Origin of the sequence: Dapis purpurea BLCC-M126, assembly GCF_050015975.1 — a bacterium.
GTDB lineage: Bacteria > Cyanobacteriota > Cyanobacteriia > Cyanobacteriales > Microcoleaceae > Trichodesmium.
In genome coordinates this window covers 84286-101221 of the sequence record NZ_JBNHER010000219.1, presented here as the reverse complement: position 1 = coordinate 101221, position 16936 = coordinate 84286, and the positions used below count along the sequence as shown (strand labels likewise).

The window sequence follows — 16936 nt, the reverse complement described above, 5'->3', positions numbered from 1 at the left end:
CCTTATATTCAATCCTCTCGGTTTTAACCAGAGGTAATTATCAATTATCCATTATTAATTATCAATTAATGAAAGTACTTACTGCTACGAATAAATAGTTATTAACCTTTAGATAGCTGAAAGCCTTGTCTAGCAAGAGTTATTTCAATAACTTTGCACTGTCTAGTAGAAAAAAGATTTAACTGATAACTGATTAAAATGTGGGGTTTTGCGACAAAATTATTTTGATAAAATTGGAGTATTTTTAAACATTTTTCCTATATTTATATGAAATACAAAAAACTGTGCTACTTACAAATATCCCTATCAATCTTTGGTAGCAAACATTAACGTATTTAATCTTATTCTACTTACCTACTAACTCCTGAATTACTAGAAAATTTAATTTTGGCAAAAATATCAAACTTTCTCTTTGAAAAATTTACTAAATGGATTATATACCTAAATATCTACTTTAACAAATAAAAAAATAGAATAAAATTCCAAAATTTTTGACATTAACCCCTCTTACTTAGTTGGTTAAAAGCAATGAATATTTCTCATACAGCTCAAATATAATTGCTACAATATGGCTTTAAAATATCTGAGTACATTAGTTGCTAAAATATCTGGAAAAGTTCCCCTCCGTATAACTTTGATCCTCCCATTTGTAGTGCAACTTTTTGGGGTAGTAGGTTTGATAGGGTATATTTCTGTGAAAAATTCTCAGAGAGCTGTTAATGATGTAGTTAGTCAACTTTTGAATGAACAAGTTGCTAGAGTTCAACAAAATTTAGAAGTTTACCTTCGTGTTCCCCATCAGGTTAATCAAATTAATGCTACTGCTATTCGTAATGGTCAATTAGATTTAGAAAATACTTCTCAATTAGAAAATTATTTTTGGCAACAATTACAAATATTTGATGTTCTTAGTTTTACAGGATTAGGATTAGAAAATAAAGTTAATTTGGGAGCAGAAAGATTTGCAGAAAATAGTCTCCACTTAAGAGTTTCAACTCCAGAAAGTAACTATATTTTTGAAACTTATTCAACAAATCAATTTGGCGAACGAGTTCAACTATTAAGTAGTATTAAATTCGACCCCCGTACTCGACCTTGGTATAAAGCTGCTGTAGCTAATGGTCGATCTACTTGGAGTAAGATTTATCCTAATACTGCGGGTCTGACTGCTTATCTTGGTGCATCTATGCCTTTTTATAATGATCGGGGAAAGTTGCAGGGTGTACTACTAACTAATATTAATCTTTCACAAATTGGTGACTTTTTAGGTAGTCTAGAAATTGGTAAAACCGGACAAATTTTTATTCTTGAGCGTTCGGGAATGTTGGTGGCAACTTCTACAGGAGAAAAGCCTTTTCGTACTTTAAATAAAGAATACGGAGCTGAGAGAGTTCAAGCCATTGAAAGTCATAACTATTTTACTCAAGCTACAGCCAAATATTTAACTACAGAATTTGACTTAAATCAATCAATTAATTATCAAAAAAATCTGCAATTTGATATTGATGGTAAACCACAGTTTATTAACATTCAACCTTTCCAAGATAAGTATGGTTTAGACTGGCTAATAGTAGTAGTAATTCCAGAAACAGACTTTCTGGATACCATTTATCAACAAACTCAAATTACAATTTTACTTTGTCTCTTGGCATTATTTTTAGCAACGGGAATTGGTATATTAACATCTCGTTGGATTGTGCAACCTATTTTGAAACTAAAAAATGCAGCTACAGCATTATCTGAAGGAGAATTTAATCAGAAAATTGAACTTAATCGTGATGATGAAGTTGGTGTACTGGCTAAAGCTTTTAATTCTATGGCTTTTCAGTTACAAAATTCTTTTGATATTTTGAAAACTAAGAATCAACAATTAGAACGTTTAGATAAATTAAAAGATGAATTTTTAGCTAATACATCTCATGAACTTCGTACTCCTTTGAACGGAATTATTGGTATTGCAGAATCATTAATAGATGGGGCGGCAGGAGAATTATCTTCTCAGGTAAACACTAATCTTTCTATGGTTGTTGCTTCTGGCAGAAGGTTGTCAACTTTAATTAACGATATTCTTGATTTTTCTAAACTTAAACATCGCAATATTGAATTGCAATTAAAACCAGTGGGAGTTAGAGAAGTAGCAGAAATAGTGATTACTCTTTCTCGTTCCATGATTGGTACAAAGTCTTTACAACTAATTAATTCTATTAGTCAGGATACACCTTTTGTTAATGCTGATGAAAATCGACTTCAGCAAATATTTTATAATTTAGTTGGTAATGCAATTAAGTTTACTCAGTCAGGTAAAGTAGAAGTATCGGCTAAAGTATTAGAAAATCAACTAGAAAACTCTTTAGAGATTACTGTTGCTGATACAGGTATTGGTATTCCATCAGATAAATTAGATCGAATTTTTGAATCATTTGAACAAGCAGATGGTTCTACTTCTAGAGAATATGGTGGTACTGGTTTGGGTTTAGCTATTACTAAAAAATTAGTCGAATTACATGGAGGTTCTCTGTATGTTTCATCAGAAGTAGGTGTGGGTTCTCAGTTTAAATTTACTATTCCAATCTCTCAAACTCAAGTAGTTAGTTTGCCACAAGTTACATTATCTGCATCCATACCATTAATTAGAGGATTTGAACTGGAAAATCAAGAGATTGCCCTAGAACAGTTAGCAGCAGAAAGAGGAGATTTTACAATTTTAATTGTGGATGATGAACCAGTTAATTTACAAGTCATCAGAAATAATTTGGCTTTGCAAAATTATGCTATTACTCAAGCTAATAATGGAATTGAAGCATTAGAAATAATTAAAAATGGCTTGATGCCAGATTTAATTTTACTTGATGTAATGATGCCTCACATGACTGGTTATGAAGTGACAAAAAAACTGCGGGAAAAATATTTACATACTGAATTACCCATTATCATGTTAACGGCAAAACCATTAATTTCTGATTTGGTGGAAGGTTTTATATGTGGAGCAAATGATTACTTAATCAAACCTTTTTCTAAACCAGAATTACTTGCCAGAATCAAAACTCATATTAGTCTTACTAAAATAAATTGTGCTTATGGTCGTTTTGTTCCTCATAATTTTTTGCATTTCTTAAAACGTGAGAGTATTGTGGATGTAAAGTTGGGAGATCATGTCAAGCAAAAAATGTCTATTTTGTTCTCTGATATTCGTTCTTTTACAACTTTAAGTGAAAGTATGACTCCAGAGGAAAATTTTCAGTTTATTAATGCTTATTTATCTTACATGGAACCTGCTATTTTAGATAATGAAGGGTTTATTGATAAGTATATTGGTGATGCTATTATGGCTCTTTTTCCTATAAAAGCAGATGATGCAGTTCAGGCAGCAATTAATATGTTGAAAAATTTAGCAGATTTTAATCACGAGCGTCAAGAATTATCACAGGAACCGATTAAAATTGGTATTGGTATTAATACAGGGGATTTGATGTTGGGAACTGTGGGAGGAAAGAGAAGAATTGATGGTACAGTGATTAGTGATGCTGTTAATTTAGGCTCTCGTTTAGAAAGTTTAACTAAGTTATATGAAGTGGATATTTTAATTAGTGAAAATACTTTATTTAATCTGGAAGAAGTAGATAAATATAATTATCGTTTTCTAGATAGAGTAAAAGTAAAAGGGAAAAAAGAAGCAGTTGCAGTGTTTGAAATTTTTGATGGAGATACAGAAGAACAAAAAGAATTAAAAAAACAAACGAAAACTAAATTTGAACAAGCAGTTTTACTTTATTATCAACAAAAGTTTGCTACAGTCAAACAAATAATGAGCGAAATTTTACAAACCAACCCAGAAGACAAAGCTGTACAATTTTATCTCCAGCGTTGTGGTAAATATCAATTTTATGGAGGAGTTAAAGGTGGTGCATAAGGAGATATTCGTTAAATATTAAATCTAGAGATTTAGATAGAAAATCTCTTTCAATAATTGATAATGAATAATTGATAATTACCTCTTCCTTTTAGGGAGAGGATTGACGCGGTAGGGAAAATTTTTTCTCTCTTGGTCGATTGGATATGGCGTTTCGGCGCTTGAGCCGACATGAAAAGCGTAGCGGCTCTGCAAGAGCGGGAAACCTCGCCATCCCATCCTTCGGAATGCTCCGCAAACGACCGCTTGTTTCTCCTTTAAAGGAGAGGCTTTAAACCTTAATTATTCGGTCAAATAAATCTTATAATATGACATTTTCACCCCGTGGGCTTTTTTTTTAATTTCTATACCAATCAAATACAACTGCTATTTAAAAATTCAACGATGCACAATTTTTGACTAAATATAATTGACAATCTATTCCTAACAGTGACAGCTTCTAATCTTTAGAAAAAATTAATATATTAAAAAATACTAAAGTCTGCAATAAATTAGAAAAGTCAAAGATAAAATTCCTCTAATTAATTCTGAACTTGTAATATTTTTTTTACACAATGTAAATAAAAAAACTAATAGCAGAGGTGCTGGGAACATTCGTATTAGTTTTTCGAGGCTGTGGAAGTGCAGTTCTCGCAGCTAATTTTCCTGAAGCTACTCAAAATACTCTTGGTATTGGACTACTTGGGGTTTCTCTTGCATTTGGCTTAACAGTAATGACAATGGCTTATGCCGTGGGTCATATTTCTGGCGGTCACTTTAACCGAGCAGTTACCTTTGGTCTTTATGTTGGGAAACGTTTTCCTGCAAGGGATATATTGCCTTATATTCTGGCTCAATTAGTTGGAGCAGTATTTGGAGCATTAACTATATATCTTATTGCTGTTGGGAAATCAGACTTTGACATTAGTAGTGGAGCATTAGCTTCCAATGGGTTTGGCGTACATTCTCCAGGCGAATATTCTTTGATAGCAGGCTTTATTGCTGAATTTGTCCTAACTTTCATGTTTTTAATCATTATATTAGGTTCGACCGATCGCCTTGCTCCTAAAGGTTTTGCTCCTGTGGCTATTGGCTTAGGACTAACCCTAATTCACTTAATCGGAATTCCAGTAACTAATGTATCAGTTAATCCAGCTCGTAGCACAGGCCCAGCTCTCATTAGTGCAATTTTTGGTGGTGTTACTTGGCCAATGGCTCAATTATGGTTATTCTGGATAGCTCCTATTTTGGGAGCGATCGCCGCAGGGTTTGTTTATTCTAGATTTCTAGAGGAAACTGAGTAAAATATTTCCTATCAAGAACAATAACAAAGAAGAATTTAGTTTCAAAATTTAGGTAAAAAATAAAATATGCTGCTATATTATGAGGGTGAGTTGTAAGATAGGCTCACCCTCTTAATTCATTACATAAATTCTCGTGGGTCAGTCACATATCCAGTCAGTGCTGAAGCTGCTGCTGTATATGGAGAAGCTAAGTAAACTTGTGCTTGTTTATTCCCCATTCGACCAGGAAAATTACGATTAGTTGTAGAGACACAAATTTCTGGTTCATTTAATCGTCCAAATGTATCTTTTGGTCCGCCTAAACAAGCAGCACAAGATGGAGCTGCAGGTTCAATACAACCAGCATCTAAAAATATTTCTGAGAGGGTTTGACCATCATGTTTGACAGTAAATAAATCCTCATAAACTTTCTGAGTTGCTGGTACTAAATAAGTCGGAACTTTGACTTGATGACCTTTAATAAGTTTCGCTGCATGGAGAAAGTCAGAAGTTTTTCCACCTGTACAAGAACCTATATAAACTCGGTTAATTTTAACATCCTGACAGTTACGGGCGAGTTCCTTATTATCTGGAGAATGGGGTTTAGCTACTACAGGTTCTAATGTTGTAACATCGTAAGAATAATCACTATAAAATGTAGCATCTTCATCCGTATAAAATGACTCAAATGGTTTATCGGTTCGACCCCGCAAATATTCAAAGGTAGTCTCATCTGGAGCAATAACTCCATTTTTACCCCCCGCTTCAATAACCATATTACAGAGGGTCATCCGTTCTTCCATTGTCATTTGTCTGACAGTTTCCCCAGCAAATTCCATTGTTCTGTATGTAGCGCCAGATACAGAAATATCTCCAATAATTTGCAGTATTAGATCCTTTGCCAATAAATAATTTGGCATTTCCCCATTCAAGACAAAACGCATAGTTGCTGGAACTTTTACCAATAGTTTGCCTGTACCTGTAATAAAGGCGGCATCTGTATTACCAATACCTGTAGCAAATTCTCCAAAAGCTCCCGCATTACAAGTGTGGGAGTCAGTGCCAAATAATACTTCTCCCGGACGGGTATGACCTTCTTGGGCGAGGGCAACATGGCAAACTCCTTTGTAGTCTGGGTTTGCTTTGAAATTTGAGCGGTCAATAATGTCGTAGAAGTATTTGATATTTTGTTCTTGGGCAAAGTCTCGCAAAATATCTACGTTGCGGTTTGCCCGTTCGTCGGCAGTAAAAATATAGTGGTCTGGTATAAGGACGATTTTTTCTCTGTCCCAAACTTTGGCATTTTCGCCAAATTCTTTTTTAAAGATACCAATTGTACCAGGACCACAAACATCATGGGTCATTAATACATCAACGTTGACCCAAATGTTTTCTCCTGGTGTAATGGTAGATTTTCCTGATGCTTTGGCCAGGATTTTTTCAACCATGGTCATTGCCATAAGCGATCGCTCCTCTTGGTAGTTTACAATTGTATTTTAGACAACCTATACTCAAAGGAAGAAGAAATAAGGAAAAACTTTAATTATTAATGTTAGCTTGTTTTCGCTACTCTATAAGTCTTGATTGTAATACTTTAACTGCTATATTTTTTCTATATAATCTCCGATTTTAATATTGGTTTATTTTGTCAGTTTTCAAAGCTAGATTTAACATATATAAAAAGCTGATAGCTGAATTGTAAAAATTGATAGTTACTTAACAGGCAGTTATTGACAGTTAATATAATTATGTTCAAGCAATATAAGAACTATAAATAGCTTTTGTTCGGGAGATGATAGATATGGAATTTCAAACACCAGCTCAAGCAGAATGTTATCAAAAAATTGATGGGTGGATGGAAGAATTATTCAGTGATTATCCTTGGGAAAAACTTGATGAACCAGGGTTTAGTATATTTTTGGGTTCTGCTTGGGTGGAAATAAGAATTTATCCTTGGAGTGAGGATAGTGTTATTAAGACTTGTTCTACTGTGGTTATTGGGGCTGACTTAAAGTCTGATTTGCTGGAATTTTTATTGAGAGAAAATAGTAATATACAGTTTGGTGCTTTTTCTTTAGATGGTGATGGAAATATTTTATTGGAACATACTATAGTTGGTTCTACTTGTGACCCAAATGAATTGGAAGAGTCTGTTTTGGCAGTTTTGGAAGTTGCGGATGATTATGATGATAAAATTGTTGAAAGTTGGGGTGGTAAACGTGGGTTAGATATTCCACCTCAATAGTTTATTAAGGAAGTAAGAAGGAAGAAGGAAGAAGGAAGAAGGAAGTTGAGAAACCTGACATAAGTTATTCTTTTTAGGATCTTAATTTTTGGCGTTGTACCATCATGGGATGATTGTGAGATCTGCCCAAAAATTTTTCTTTATATAACTACAGTTTTAGATTCTGCAAAGCATGATTATCATTCTACAACTATGGAATAATTTTCATACTTTTAATTTTTTATCTTGTCTCAAAACACAGACTCAAGTTATGCTAGTAAGATTGAATATTTTCTTAGCAATATTCAAGCCAGAGAATGCAAAAATTATAGATAAATTTCTTGCTTAATTTAAAATTAATATAAAATGAGTTTGCCTAATTTAGAAATTGTTTAACTTTGTGGTGGAAAACATGGGTTAGATATTCCACCTCAATAATTAAATTAATTGTATTAGTAAACAGTGGATTTGAAAGTTAGACTATCTAATTAAGTTATTCTGTCTTCATCCTTTTAATTTTTCATCTCGTCTAAAAAACAGAAACTCAAGTTATGCTAGTAAGATTAAATATTTTCTTGGCAATATTTAACCCAGAGAATGCCAACATTATATATAAAGTTGTTGATTAATTTGAAATTAATACAAGATGAGCCTAACTAATTTAGAAATTTTTGAGCGATTACATGAAGCTGCAAAAGATTTACTATGGACGAGTGAATCTGATTATCCCTTTGAATCTTTGATTTGGGAATTTGGTGAAAAAATTTTACTGGATAATGAAGTAGTTTTGAAAATTACTAAACATTCTTTAGATACTCCAATTAAAGTCATAGAATTTGATACCTTTTTTCAAGGTACAGTTACTCATCAAGATTGGCATAATTCAGAAGAAGCTGATACGGTGAACAGATATCAGGAACTTGTCAGGATAATGAAGCAAGACTTAAGTAATTTAAAAGTCTATAAAGTGGGTGAAATTGAAATTAATGTTTATATAATTGGTAAGACTGATACTGGAGATTATGCTGGTTTAGCTACAGTTTCTATTGAGACTTAAAATTTCAGGAATAAGGCAAGTATTACAAGATTATCAAAATATTTGATAGTTTCTTTCACCGTTCATCTTTTATTCCTTAGCAGTATGAGGATTACTATATTAGAGATTACTGATTAAATCTAAAAGTTCTGAAATTCTTCCGACTATCTCCTCTAAATTTCTCACTCCTGACTCCTACCATTACCACTTATACTTTTTCAGTCAACCCTAATTATCAACTATCCATTATTCATTATCAATTATCCATTATCAATTATCAATTATCAACTCGGCTTTCAATCACATCTTGAATTTCTTTTGGAACTTTTGAAAGAAAATCATAACCAGTAGCACTTTCAATTTTATCTACTGAAACTCGGTAAGCTTTCCAGTCACTTCTAATCCGATTTGAATTAGGCATATCCACTGCAATAACTCTAGTATTTGTGTTCACTCCTCTCACACCACTACCAGGTTTTAAAACTACTATAATTTTCCATGTTCGACTAGGAATAGTTAGCTTTCCTCCGGCAAGAGTTGATTTTTTTCTATACCCTCCAGCAATAATATAAAGTTCATTTCCCACCTCTACAAGTTTACGAGAATATTGTTCTAACTCCCGCCAAGTTTCCCGATTATTATCTGGAGCTTGAGGAATTATATTTGTCATCAAAAATGTGGCTGAATTATCTTTTTCATTAGCAGTACGATCTGCTGAAGGAATTAAATGTCCTCTATCATAACCACTATTTCGATAATCATTTGGTCTGACTTGATACCACTCTTCAGGCAAAGTATCATCAGGGCGAAAATCATCCTGTCTTTCTACATTTCCCAGCCAAGATTTATTCAGTTGCCAACTCACCCAGTTTGCTGTTCCTTTCTTTTGGTTATATGACAATACATATTGGGGTTTTTCCATTAAATAATTATCTGAATTTTCGATAGAAGTTGTGGCATTACTTGGGTTTCCTAAAGTCATATGAACTTTGGGAGATGGTTTGAGAAGTAGAGAACATCCACTGGTAAATGTGAGTAAAAGTATTGTAATTCCTAGAGCGATTTTGCGAGATAATATTAGCATTTTTTATTCTTTTATTTGTTAGTTTTTTTCAGTTATCAGTTATCAGTTATAAACAGGTTGTAATATTTTATGGTAGGGGTTTGCTCTCCAAACCCAAGGAAGTTAGTTACCAGGCAGAAAATATCTATTAGGTTGTAATATTTTATTGTAGAGGTTTTGATACCAAACCCAAGCAAAGATGAACTATCCCACTATTATTAAAATACTTAACATTAAGCTAATGGAAAAATTGTTAAATATAAAAATCCTATTAGTGGGATAGACTCATGGAATTTGGAGACCAAACCCCTACAATTTTTTTTCACCCAAAACTCAATATCTTAATTAATAAATTCTGCTATACCCAAATAACGAATTTCTTCGGGAGTAACTGCAAATCTACAAGGCAAAATTTCTACTCCTTTTTTTACAGCTTCTCTCAAAAGTTTACCATAATTAGGGTCGGCAATATCTCCAGGAGCAAACTGATAACAATCACCACGATTTATCAAAAACAAACATACAGCTCTTTCCCCTTGTTCAACTACCTCTATTAATTCCCGTAAATGTTTTTGCCCTCTTTCTGTAACCGTATCTGGAAATAAAGCAACTCGTTGATTTGCCCAAGTAGTATTTTTCACCTCAAGATAAATATTTCGAGTATTACTAATTAACTTAAAATCAACCCGACTTTTCCTTTCTTTTCCGTAAACAACTTCCGTTTTAATTTCTTGATAATCTCCCAATTCAGGAAACAAATATTCTGTCAAAGCTAACTTAATAACTCGATTTGGTAAAGCTGTATTAATTCCCACCCAAGTCGGTTCGTTATCCGTTACTTCAATTAATTCCCAAGTGTAAGCTAATTTCCGTTTCGGATTATTACTATAAGAAACCATTACATTACTTCCTGGAGTAGAAACTCCAGTCATCGGACCTGTATTTGGGCAGTGAGCAATAATAATTTCTCCAGACTTTAACTCTATATCTGCTAGAAATCTTTTATAACGTTTAATCAAAATTCCTGCTTCAAGAGTGGGATATTTATAAGAGAATTTTGGTGAATTATTCATAATTACTTTAAACCAAGTTATGTCCGTTTTAAATTACCTGAAGAAAAAAGATAATTCAGAATTATCAATCAAATTATTTTAAAAATAAAACCAATGAGTTATTGACAAGCATTATTTAGTATAGTAAATTAAAAATGATAGTTTTAAGTATTGATGACCTTTTTTATTATTAACATGACTGTTAAAGAAACAATTAATCAATTCCTAAAAAATCCAGCCCGCATTTCTAAAAATATTATCTGGCGTTTCCCCAAGTCAAAATCTCATCAAAGACATATATTTGTGTTTGGCGCTCCTAGAACTGGAACTACTCTGATGAAATTAATACTAGGAACACACCCAAATTTAACTGGTCCTGGTTATGAAACAGGCATATTTATGTATAAGGAGCTATTTAGTCTGCCATTTTCTGAACTTACTCAATCAGAAATAGAAGATATTCAGAAGCAATCACAGGATATTGTAGATTATTTTGACAGATTGGCTGAATGTACCTTAAAAAAAATTGGTGGAACAAGATTTATTGAAAAAACACCACCCCATGTATTGAGAATAGATTTTTTAGCCAAATATTTTCCTAATGCACAGTTTATCAATATGTATCGCGATGGTCGAGATTGTTATTGTTCAGCTCGTAATCATGTCAACGTAGTTCAAGGAAAAACCATCGAACGATATGCTAGATATTGGAAAAAATGTGTAGATGCTAGGCTAAGATCGGGTAATCTCCCAAATATTTTAGATATTAAATATGAAGACTTAACTTTATATCCAGAAACAGTAGTTAAACAAACTATGAATTTTCTGCAAGAAGATTATTATCCTAGTCAAGTAGATTCAACTCAATATTCTAAAAATACAATTACTAACAGCAAAAGACAAGAATTTTCTCAATTATCTAAACCAATTAATAGTTCCAGAATAAATAGATATAAACAAGAACTAACTTCCGAGCAAATAAATAAGTTTAATCAAATTGCGGGAAATCAACTCAAACAAATTGGATATGATGTTTAATCTCAATAAAATTTCACTATAGCATTTCCCATAGTTATTAAGGTACAGTAAAGAGGGATAATTTTTATGGCGATTGCTGACGCAAAGCTCCCCTAACGCGTAAACTGATGAAACCTTATTCTATAGACTTTAGAAAAAAAATTGTAGAAATTTGGAAATATGTTTAACTATTGCTTTAATTTCTCTAGCTAAACAGGGAAAAGGAATTTTGAAACAGAATAAAGCAACTTCTGAAGGAATATTTTTCATAACTTTTTTTGATAATATATCATCATTAACACCATTAATTTTACGGCGGTCGTGAGGTAAAAAAATAAAACTTAACTGTGGATTATCTTGGTGCAATTTGGTTATAGTTTCAGCTAAAACTTGAACCAAATCGTTAGCTGTAGTTCCCTCTGATTTTTTCAAGAGTATGATATGAATATTAATCCCCAAAACAATCTTATTTTTACTTTTCTGAGTATTAACCCATTCCAATACTTTAGCTAATTTATCCGACTGTTCAACAGGCTTTAATAAAAAAGCTAAGTCTGCTACTAAATTAACAGAGTGAGAAATTGAATCAATTAATCTTTGATATGAAATTTTATCTCTTGCATTAAGTCAAATATTTGATGGTAATGCACCAAGTAAATGCTTGGAAATATTTGTTGGCTGACGATTACAACTAAAACCTAAAATTCCTGTTGAGCAACTAATAAATCAGGCTATTCCTGCCATTTTAATAGTTTTAAAAGTATAATAATTCAGAATAATATCCATCCATCACATCTGCACCCAGAGCATAAAATCTTTCATATTGGTTAACTTTCCAACCTGCATATATAAAAGAGGTAATAAATTTATACCAGGTTTGATATATAAAGAAATTTCTCAGATTTATATTCTCAATTACATCAACTGGATATGTCTGCTTATTAGTATGATCTATGAGACTAATATTTTCTATTCCTTCTCTTCTTAGATAGTCTATCGAAGTACAAACCATTGCTTCATCTCCTAGACTACCTGGAGCAGCAAGTGGTAGAATAATTGCCGAATTAGGAAGACGACGAACAAAACCAAATATCCGAATGATCCACAATAACAAACCATAAGTGGAAATTAATAAAGAAGATATTGGCAGTAAGATAGTAAGTAATAAATCACTCATAATAGTTCTCAAAAATAATTGTCTTGAATATTTTTTAGATGTTAATAAGGTATAGAAAAAAAATTACAAAAGTTGTGGATATAGTATATTTTTGTCTAACTTTTATCAGTTATTAATACATCTTTAAAATTTTTCGAGTAAATTGTAGTAATTAAGGCAATTAAATTTGTTTTAGTGCTTATTTTATTACTTACAGATAAGCAGTTTAAGAAACGTTTAAAATCAGAATAAAAATTAGCAAACAATATCCAACTATTAATATTTTTAATAATCCATAAACCGATGATACTGTCAGTTAAATACTTATAAACTCTTTTGATGATTTGCTGTTGTTTTTTCATTATTGAGTTAATTCCTAAATAGTAAAGAAGGCAAAAAAACAAATCTCCGGTTGCCTATCCCTGAAGACTGAATCTTGATTAAACTTATTTAAGCAACAAAAATTACTATATTGTACTCGTGTCTGAATCAGAATCACAAAAAACTTCTCGTTCCCTAGCAGGAATAGCTAGCATCGTAGCAATAGCCACATTAATAAGTAAAATATTTGGCCTAGTACGTCAACAGGCGATCGCCGCCGCCTTTGGAGTAGGTCCCGCAGTGGACGCCTATAATTACGCCTACGTTATCCCTGGCTTTTTATTAGTCTTATTAGGAGGAATTAACGGACCATTTCATAGTGCCATAGTCAGTGTTTTAGCAAAGCGCCACAAATCAGAAGCAGCACCACTAATAGAAACCATCACAACCTTAGTCGGTGGAGTCCTATTATTAGTAACAGTTGGTCTGATTTTTTTTGCCGATCCTTTAATTGACCTAGTGGCACCAGGGTTAAGCCAAACGCCAAAAGGTTTAGAAATTCGAGCGATCGCCATCCAACAATTTCAGATTATGGCCCCAATGGCTTTACTAGCAGGATTAATAGGTATTGGTTTTGGAGCCCTTAATGCTGCGGATATGTATTGGTTGCCTTCTATTAGTCCACTATTTTCTAGCGTAGCTCTTCTTGGAGGACTTTTTATCTTAGCTTTGCAGCTAGGGGAAAAAATTATTCAACCAGAATATGCCATGATGGGAGGCTTGGTTTTAGCCTGGGGTACTCTCATTGGAGCAATATTACAATGGTTAATTCAAGTTCCCGCATTGTGGCGAGCTGGTTTAGGAAAATTACGTTTCAGATTTAATTTTCGACGCCCAGGAGTACAAGAAATTACCAAAGTAATGATACCTGCAACTTTGTCTTCTGGAATGTTACATATTAATGTTTATACAGACTTATTTTTTGCTTCTTATATTCCCCAAGCTGCTGCTTCATTAGCTTATTCTGGTTTATTAGTACAGACTCCTTTGGGAATTATTTCTAATGTTATTTTAGTTCCGTTTTTACCAATATTTTCTCGATTAGCTGCACCGGAAAATTGGCCAGATTTAAAATATCGCATTCGGCAAGCTTTGGTATTAACAGGAATTACAATGTTGCCTTTAAGTGCAATTATGGTGACATTAGCTTTGCCTATTGTTAGGGTAGTTTATGAACGTTATGCTTTTGATTTATCAGCTTCAAAGTTTGTCGCTTCCGTATTAATGGCTTATGCAGTAGGAATGTTTGTTTATTTAGGAAGGGATGTTTTAGTTAGGGTGTTTTATGCTTTGGGAGATGGAGAAACTCCTTTTAAAATTAGTGTGATTAATATTTTTCTGAATGCTCTGTTAGATTATTTGTTAATTAATGCTTTTGGTGCGCCTGGTTTGGTGTTGGCAACGGTGGGGGTAAATTTAATTTCAATGGTAATTTTTCTCTTATTATTAGATAGAAAACTAGGTGGTTTACCTTGGGGAGAATGGTTGATGCCTTTTGCTGGTTTAATTGGTGGAACTTTGGCGACAGGTTTAGTTTGTTGGGGTGTGCTTTGGGGGAGTCAGTCAGTGTTAGGAAGTGAGGGATTTTTTGTGCAGTTATTGGAGCTTGGTTTAGCAAGTTTTTCGGGGCTAGGTATTTTTGGCTTAATAGTAATGAAAATGAATTTGCCGGAGGTCGATGTTTTTATTGCTAGAATTAAACAGAAATTGGGAATTTGACTTCAGCTCCTCAGTGAGTTGTAGTTCAGTATGATTTGTTTTTTCTGAGCTAATTTGTATCTATATGTTTTACTAATCTGGTATGAAAGATAATAAATTGGATACTTAAATCTAACTTTTATATTTTTGTTTTAAATTAATCAGGCGATCGCTTTTTGGTAAATCACCATATCCTTCGAGTGCTTCAGAGAATGAAATGACTATTTCCCTATCTGCAAGAGTCAGAAATTTGCAACCTACCCTCTGAGTGCTTCAGAAAATAAAACTACTATTTCCCTATCCACAAGAGTCATAAATTTACAACCTACCCTCCGAATGCTTGAGAAAATGAAATAACTATTTCTCTATCCACAATAGTTAGAAATTTACAACCTATCCTGAGTGCTTCAGAAAATGAAACTACTATTTCCCTATCCGCAATAGTTAGAAATTTACAATCTATCCTCCGAGTGCTTCAGAAAATGAAACTACTATTTCCCTATCCGCAATAGTTAGAAATTTACAACCTATCCTCCGAGTGCTTCAGAAAATGAAACTACTATTTCCCTATCCACAAGAGTCAGAAATTTGCAACCTATCCTCCGAATGCTTCAGAAAATGAAACTACTATTTCCCTATCCACAAGAGTCAGAAATTTACAACCTACCCTCCGAGTGGTTCTGACTTCCTTAACTCCTCTATCCTTCTTATTCTTGTAAAATTATCGGTAAAATATCATTTATTTAACTATGAACTTTGCAGCAAGAATGGATGGCTTAGGTGGCGATGCTGCCATTGAAGTTTTTACTAAGGCAAAACAGTTAGAATCTCAAGGTCGAAATATTATTCATTTAGAAATAGGTCAACCTGATTTTAAAACTCCTCAAAATATTCGCGAAGTTGCTTTCCAAGCCATGAATAATGGCTATACAACTTATACTCCAGCAGCAGGATTATTAGAGTTAAGAGAAGTAATAGCGGAACACATTTCTAAAACTCGAAATATATCAATTAATCCCGATGAAGTCGTGGTAATGCCAGGGGCAAAACCAGTTATATTTTTCACTCTTTTAGCATTAATAAATCCTGGAGATGAAGTAATTTATCCTAACCCTGGATTTCCTGTTTATGAATCAGTCATTAATTTAGTAGGAGCCAAACCAATTCCATTACCTTTATTGGAAGAATTAGACTTTCAATTTAGTATAGATAATCTGGCTAATTCTATTTCTGAGAAGACAAAATTACTAATTCTGAATTCTCCTCATAACCCCACTGGCAGTGTACTAACCCCCGAATATTTAGAAGCTATAGCTAAACTAGCAGTTAAATATAACTTTTATATCCTCTCTGACGAAATTTACTCCCACTTAATGTACGATTCAAAATTTACCAGCATCATCAGTTTTCCTGGTATGAAAGAACGCACAATTTTATTAGATGGGCATTCAAAAACTTATGCTATGACTGGATGGCGTTTAGGTTATTCTGTTTCTCCCAAACCAATAGCAGAAAAATTAGACCAGTTGATGTTAAATTCCAATTCCTGTGCTTGTTCATTTACTCAAATAGCTGGCATAGAAGCAATCAAAAATTCCCAGCAATTTGTCAAAAAAATGTTCGACGAATTTAAACAAAGACGTGATGTTATTGTCGAGGGTTTAAATTCTATTCCAGGTATTAAGTGTCGAAAACCAGCAGGTGCTTTTTATGCTTTTCCAAATGTGAAACAGTTACCAATAAGTTGTGAGAAACTAGCAGATTATTTATTAGCTGAAGCTGGAGTTGCCTTATTACCTGGAACTGCCTATGGAAAATTTGGAGATGGATATTTAAGACTGTCTTACGCAAATTCCATTGAAAATATTCAAGAAGGTATTAGTCGGATAAAAATAGCGATCGCCAAACTATAGCTATCCTATTTTAGTTGTAAATTTTTCTGTTAAATTTCTCTAGGAGTGAGGGAAATTTTTACCCATATTTATTTCAGCAAAGCTATGTAATTCTCAGATTTTGTGATTGGAGAAATTATTGGGATGAAAATCTGATTATTTATTAGCTGAAGCTGGAGTAACCTGATTACCCAGAACTGCCTATGGAAAATTTCGAGATGGATATTTAAGATTTTCATACGCCA

At 33.1% G+C, this 16936-nt stretch carries 13 protein-coding genes; 7 read left to right on the top strand and 6 right to left on the bottom strand.

Translation table 11 applies throughout. The features are described from left to right. The first annotated feature begins 568 nt into the window (after nucleotides 1–568). On the top strand, nucleotides 569–3910 hold the full coding sequence (locus ACP6PL_RS19810; protein WP_426546991.1) for an ATP-binding protein: 3342 nt from the start codon (nucleotides 569–571) through the stop codon (nucleotides 3908–3910). 560 nt (nucleotides 3911–4470) lie between these two features. Beyond that, nucleotides 4471–5193 (top strand): aquaporin Z, encoded by a 723-nt coding sequence (gene aqpZ, locus ACP6PL_RS19805; RefSeq protein WP_426546994.1) that lies wholly within the window; start codon nucleotides 4471–4473, stop codon nucleotides 5191–5193. 119 nt (nucleotides 5194–5312) lie between these two features. Here aqpZ and ACP6PL_RS19800 read toward each other — a convergent pair whose 3' ends face one another. Then, nucleotides 5313–6632, bottom strand: coding sequence for a 3-isopropylmalate dehydratase large subunit (locus ACP6PL_RS19800; RefSeq protein WP_426546990.1), 1320 nt, complete (start codon nucleotides 6630–6632; stop codon nucleotides 5313–5315). Between the two features lie 341 nt (nucleotides 6633–6973). Between ACP6PL_RS19800 and ACP6PL_RS19795 the strand changes: the two genes are divergently transcribed. Beyond that, complete coding sequence (locus tag ACP6PL_RS19795) at nucleotides 6974–7417, top strand: T3SS (YopN, CesT) and YbjN peptide-binding chaperone 1 (RefSeq protein WP_426546989.1); 444 nt, start codon at nucleotides 6974–6976, stop codon at nucleotides 7415–7417. 625 nt (nucleotides 7418–8042) lie between these two features. Next, nucleotides 8043–8453, top strand: a complete 411-nt coding sequence (locus ACP6PL_RS19790) for a nuclease A inhibitor family protein (protein WP_426546988.1) — start codon at nucleotides 8043–8045, stop codon at nucleotides 8451–8453. A 256-nt stretch (nucleotides 8454–8709) separates the two neighbouring features. Here the strand turns inward: ACP6PL_RS19790 and ACP6PL_RS19785 are convergent, their stop codons facing one another. Next, on the bottom strand, nucleotides 8710–9516 hold the full coding sequence (locus tag ACP6PL_RS19785; protein WP_426546987.1) for a DNA/RNA non-specific endonuclease: 807 nt from the start codon (nucleotides 9514–9516) through the stop codon (nucleotides 8710–8712). A gap of 320 nt (nucleotides 9517–9836) precedes the next feature. Beyond that, nucleotides 9837–10568 (bottom strand): DNA/RNA nuclease SfsA, encoded by a 732-nt coding sequence (gene sfsA, locus ACP6PL_RS19780; protein WP_426546986.1) that lies wholly within the window; start codon nucleotides 10566–10568, stop codon nucleotides 9837–9839. 174 nt (nucleotides 10569–10742) lie between these two features. Between sfsA and ACP6PL_RS19775 the strand changes: the two genes are divergently transcribed. After that, nucleotides 10743–11585 carry a sulfotransferase family protein gene (locus ACP6PL_RS19775; RefSeq protein ID WP_426546985.1) on the top strand — a complete coding sequence of 281 codons (843 nt, stop codon included), beginning with the start codon at nucleotides 10743–10745 and terminating at the stop codon, nucleotides 11583–11585. A gap of 129 nt (nucleotides 11586–11714) precedes the next feature. On the opposite strand, the gene ACP6PL_RS19770 is transcribed toward ACP6PL_RS19775, so the two are convergent. The 3 genes from ACP6PL_RS19770 to ACP6PL_RS19760 all read right to left on the bottom strand — a co-directional run bounded on the left by ACP6PL_RS19770 (nucleotide 11715) and on the right by ACP6PL_RS19760 (nucleotide 13082). After that, nucleotides 11715–12065, bottom strand: coding sequence for a hypothetical protein (locus ACP6PL_RS19770; protein WP_426546984.1), 351 nt, complete (start codon nucleotides 12063–12065; stop codon nucleotides 11715–11717). A 253-nt stretch (nucleotides 12066–12318) separates the two neighbouring features. Beyond that, the gene (locus tag ACP6PL_RS19765) at nucleotides 12319–12741 is read right to left on the bottom strand and encodes a hypothetical protein (RefSeq protein WP_426546983.1); all 423 of its coding nucleotides are present in this window, start codon (nucleotides 12739–12741) and stop codon (nucleotides 12319–12321) included. 95 nt (nucleotides 12742–12836) lie between these two features. Further along, on the bottom strand, nucleotides 12837–13082 hold the full coding sequence (locus tag ACP6PL_RS19760) for a hypothetical protein (RefSeq protein ID WP_426546982.1): 246 nt from the start codon (nucleotides 13080–13082) through the stop codon (nucleotides 12837–12839). A gap of 118 nt (nucleotides 13083–13200) precedes the next feature. Here ACP6PL_RS19760 and murJ point away from each other — a divergent pair, with 118 nt between their 5' ends. Both murJ and ACP6PL_RS19750 read left to right on the top strand, forming a co-directional pair. Continuing rightward, nucleotides 13201–14820, top strand: coding sequence for a murein biosynthesis integral membrane protein MurJ (gene murJ, locus ACP6PL_RS19755; protein ID WP_426546981.1), 1620 nt, complete (start codon nucleotides 13201–13203; stop codon nucleotides 14818–14820). Nucleotides 14821–15548: 728 nt separating this feature from the next. Beyond that, a complete protein-coding gene (locus ACP6PL_RS19750) occupies nucleotides 15549–16712 on the top strand; it encodes a pyridoxal phosphate-dependent aminotransferase (RefSeq protein WP_426546980.1) in 1164 nt (387 codons plus the stop codon). The last annotated feature ends 224 nt before the right edge of the window (nucleotides 16713–16936 follow it).

Bases quoted from the DNA above. Each gene is read 5' to 3' on its own strand.
- ACP6PL_RS19810 (WP_426546991.1), top strand. From the start codon at position 569: ATGGCTTTAAAATATCTGAGTACATTAGTTGCTAAAATATCTGGAAAA.
- ACP6PL_RS19790 (WP_426546988.1), top strand. From the start codon at position 8,043: ATGAGCCTAACTAATTTAGAAATTTTTGAGCGATTACATGAAGCTGCA.
- ACP6PL_RS19800 (WP_426546990.1), bottom strand. From the start codon at position 6,632: ATGGCAATGACCATGGTTGAAAAAATCCTGGCCAAAGCATCAGGAAAA.
- ACP6PL_RS19760 (WP_426546982.1), bottom strand. From the start codon at position 13,082: ATGAAAAAACAACAGCAAATCATCAAAAGAGTTTATAAGTATTTAACT.
- ACP6PL_RS19785 (WP_426546987.1), bottom strand. From the start codon at position 9,516: ATGCTAATATTATCTCGCAAAATCGCTCTAGGAATTACAATACTTTTA.
- ACP6PL_RS19795 (WP_426546989.1), top strand. From the start codon at position 6,974: ATGGAATTTCAAACACCAGCTCAAGCAGAATGTTATCAAAAAATTGAT.
- ACP6PL_RS19775 (WP_426546985.1), top strand. From the start codon at position 10,743: ATGACTGTTAAAGAAACAATTAATCAATTCCTAAAAAATCCAGCCCGC.
- sfsA (WP_426546986.1), bottom strand. From the start codon at position 10,568: ATGAATAATTCACCAAAATTCTCTTATAAATATCCCACTCTTGAAGCA.
- ACP6PL_RS19750 (WP_426546980.1), top strand. From the start codon at position 15,549: ATGAACTTTGCAGCAAGAATGGATGGCTTAGGTGGCGATGCTGCCATT.
- ACP6PL_RS19765 (WP_426546983.1), bottom strand. From the start codon at position 12,741: ATGAGTGATTTATTACTTACTATCTTACTGCCAATATCTTCTTTATTA.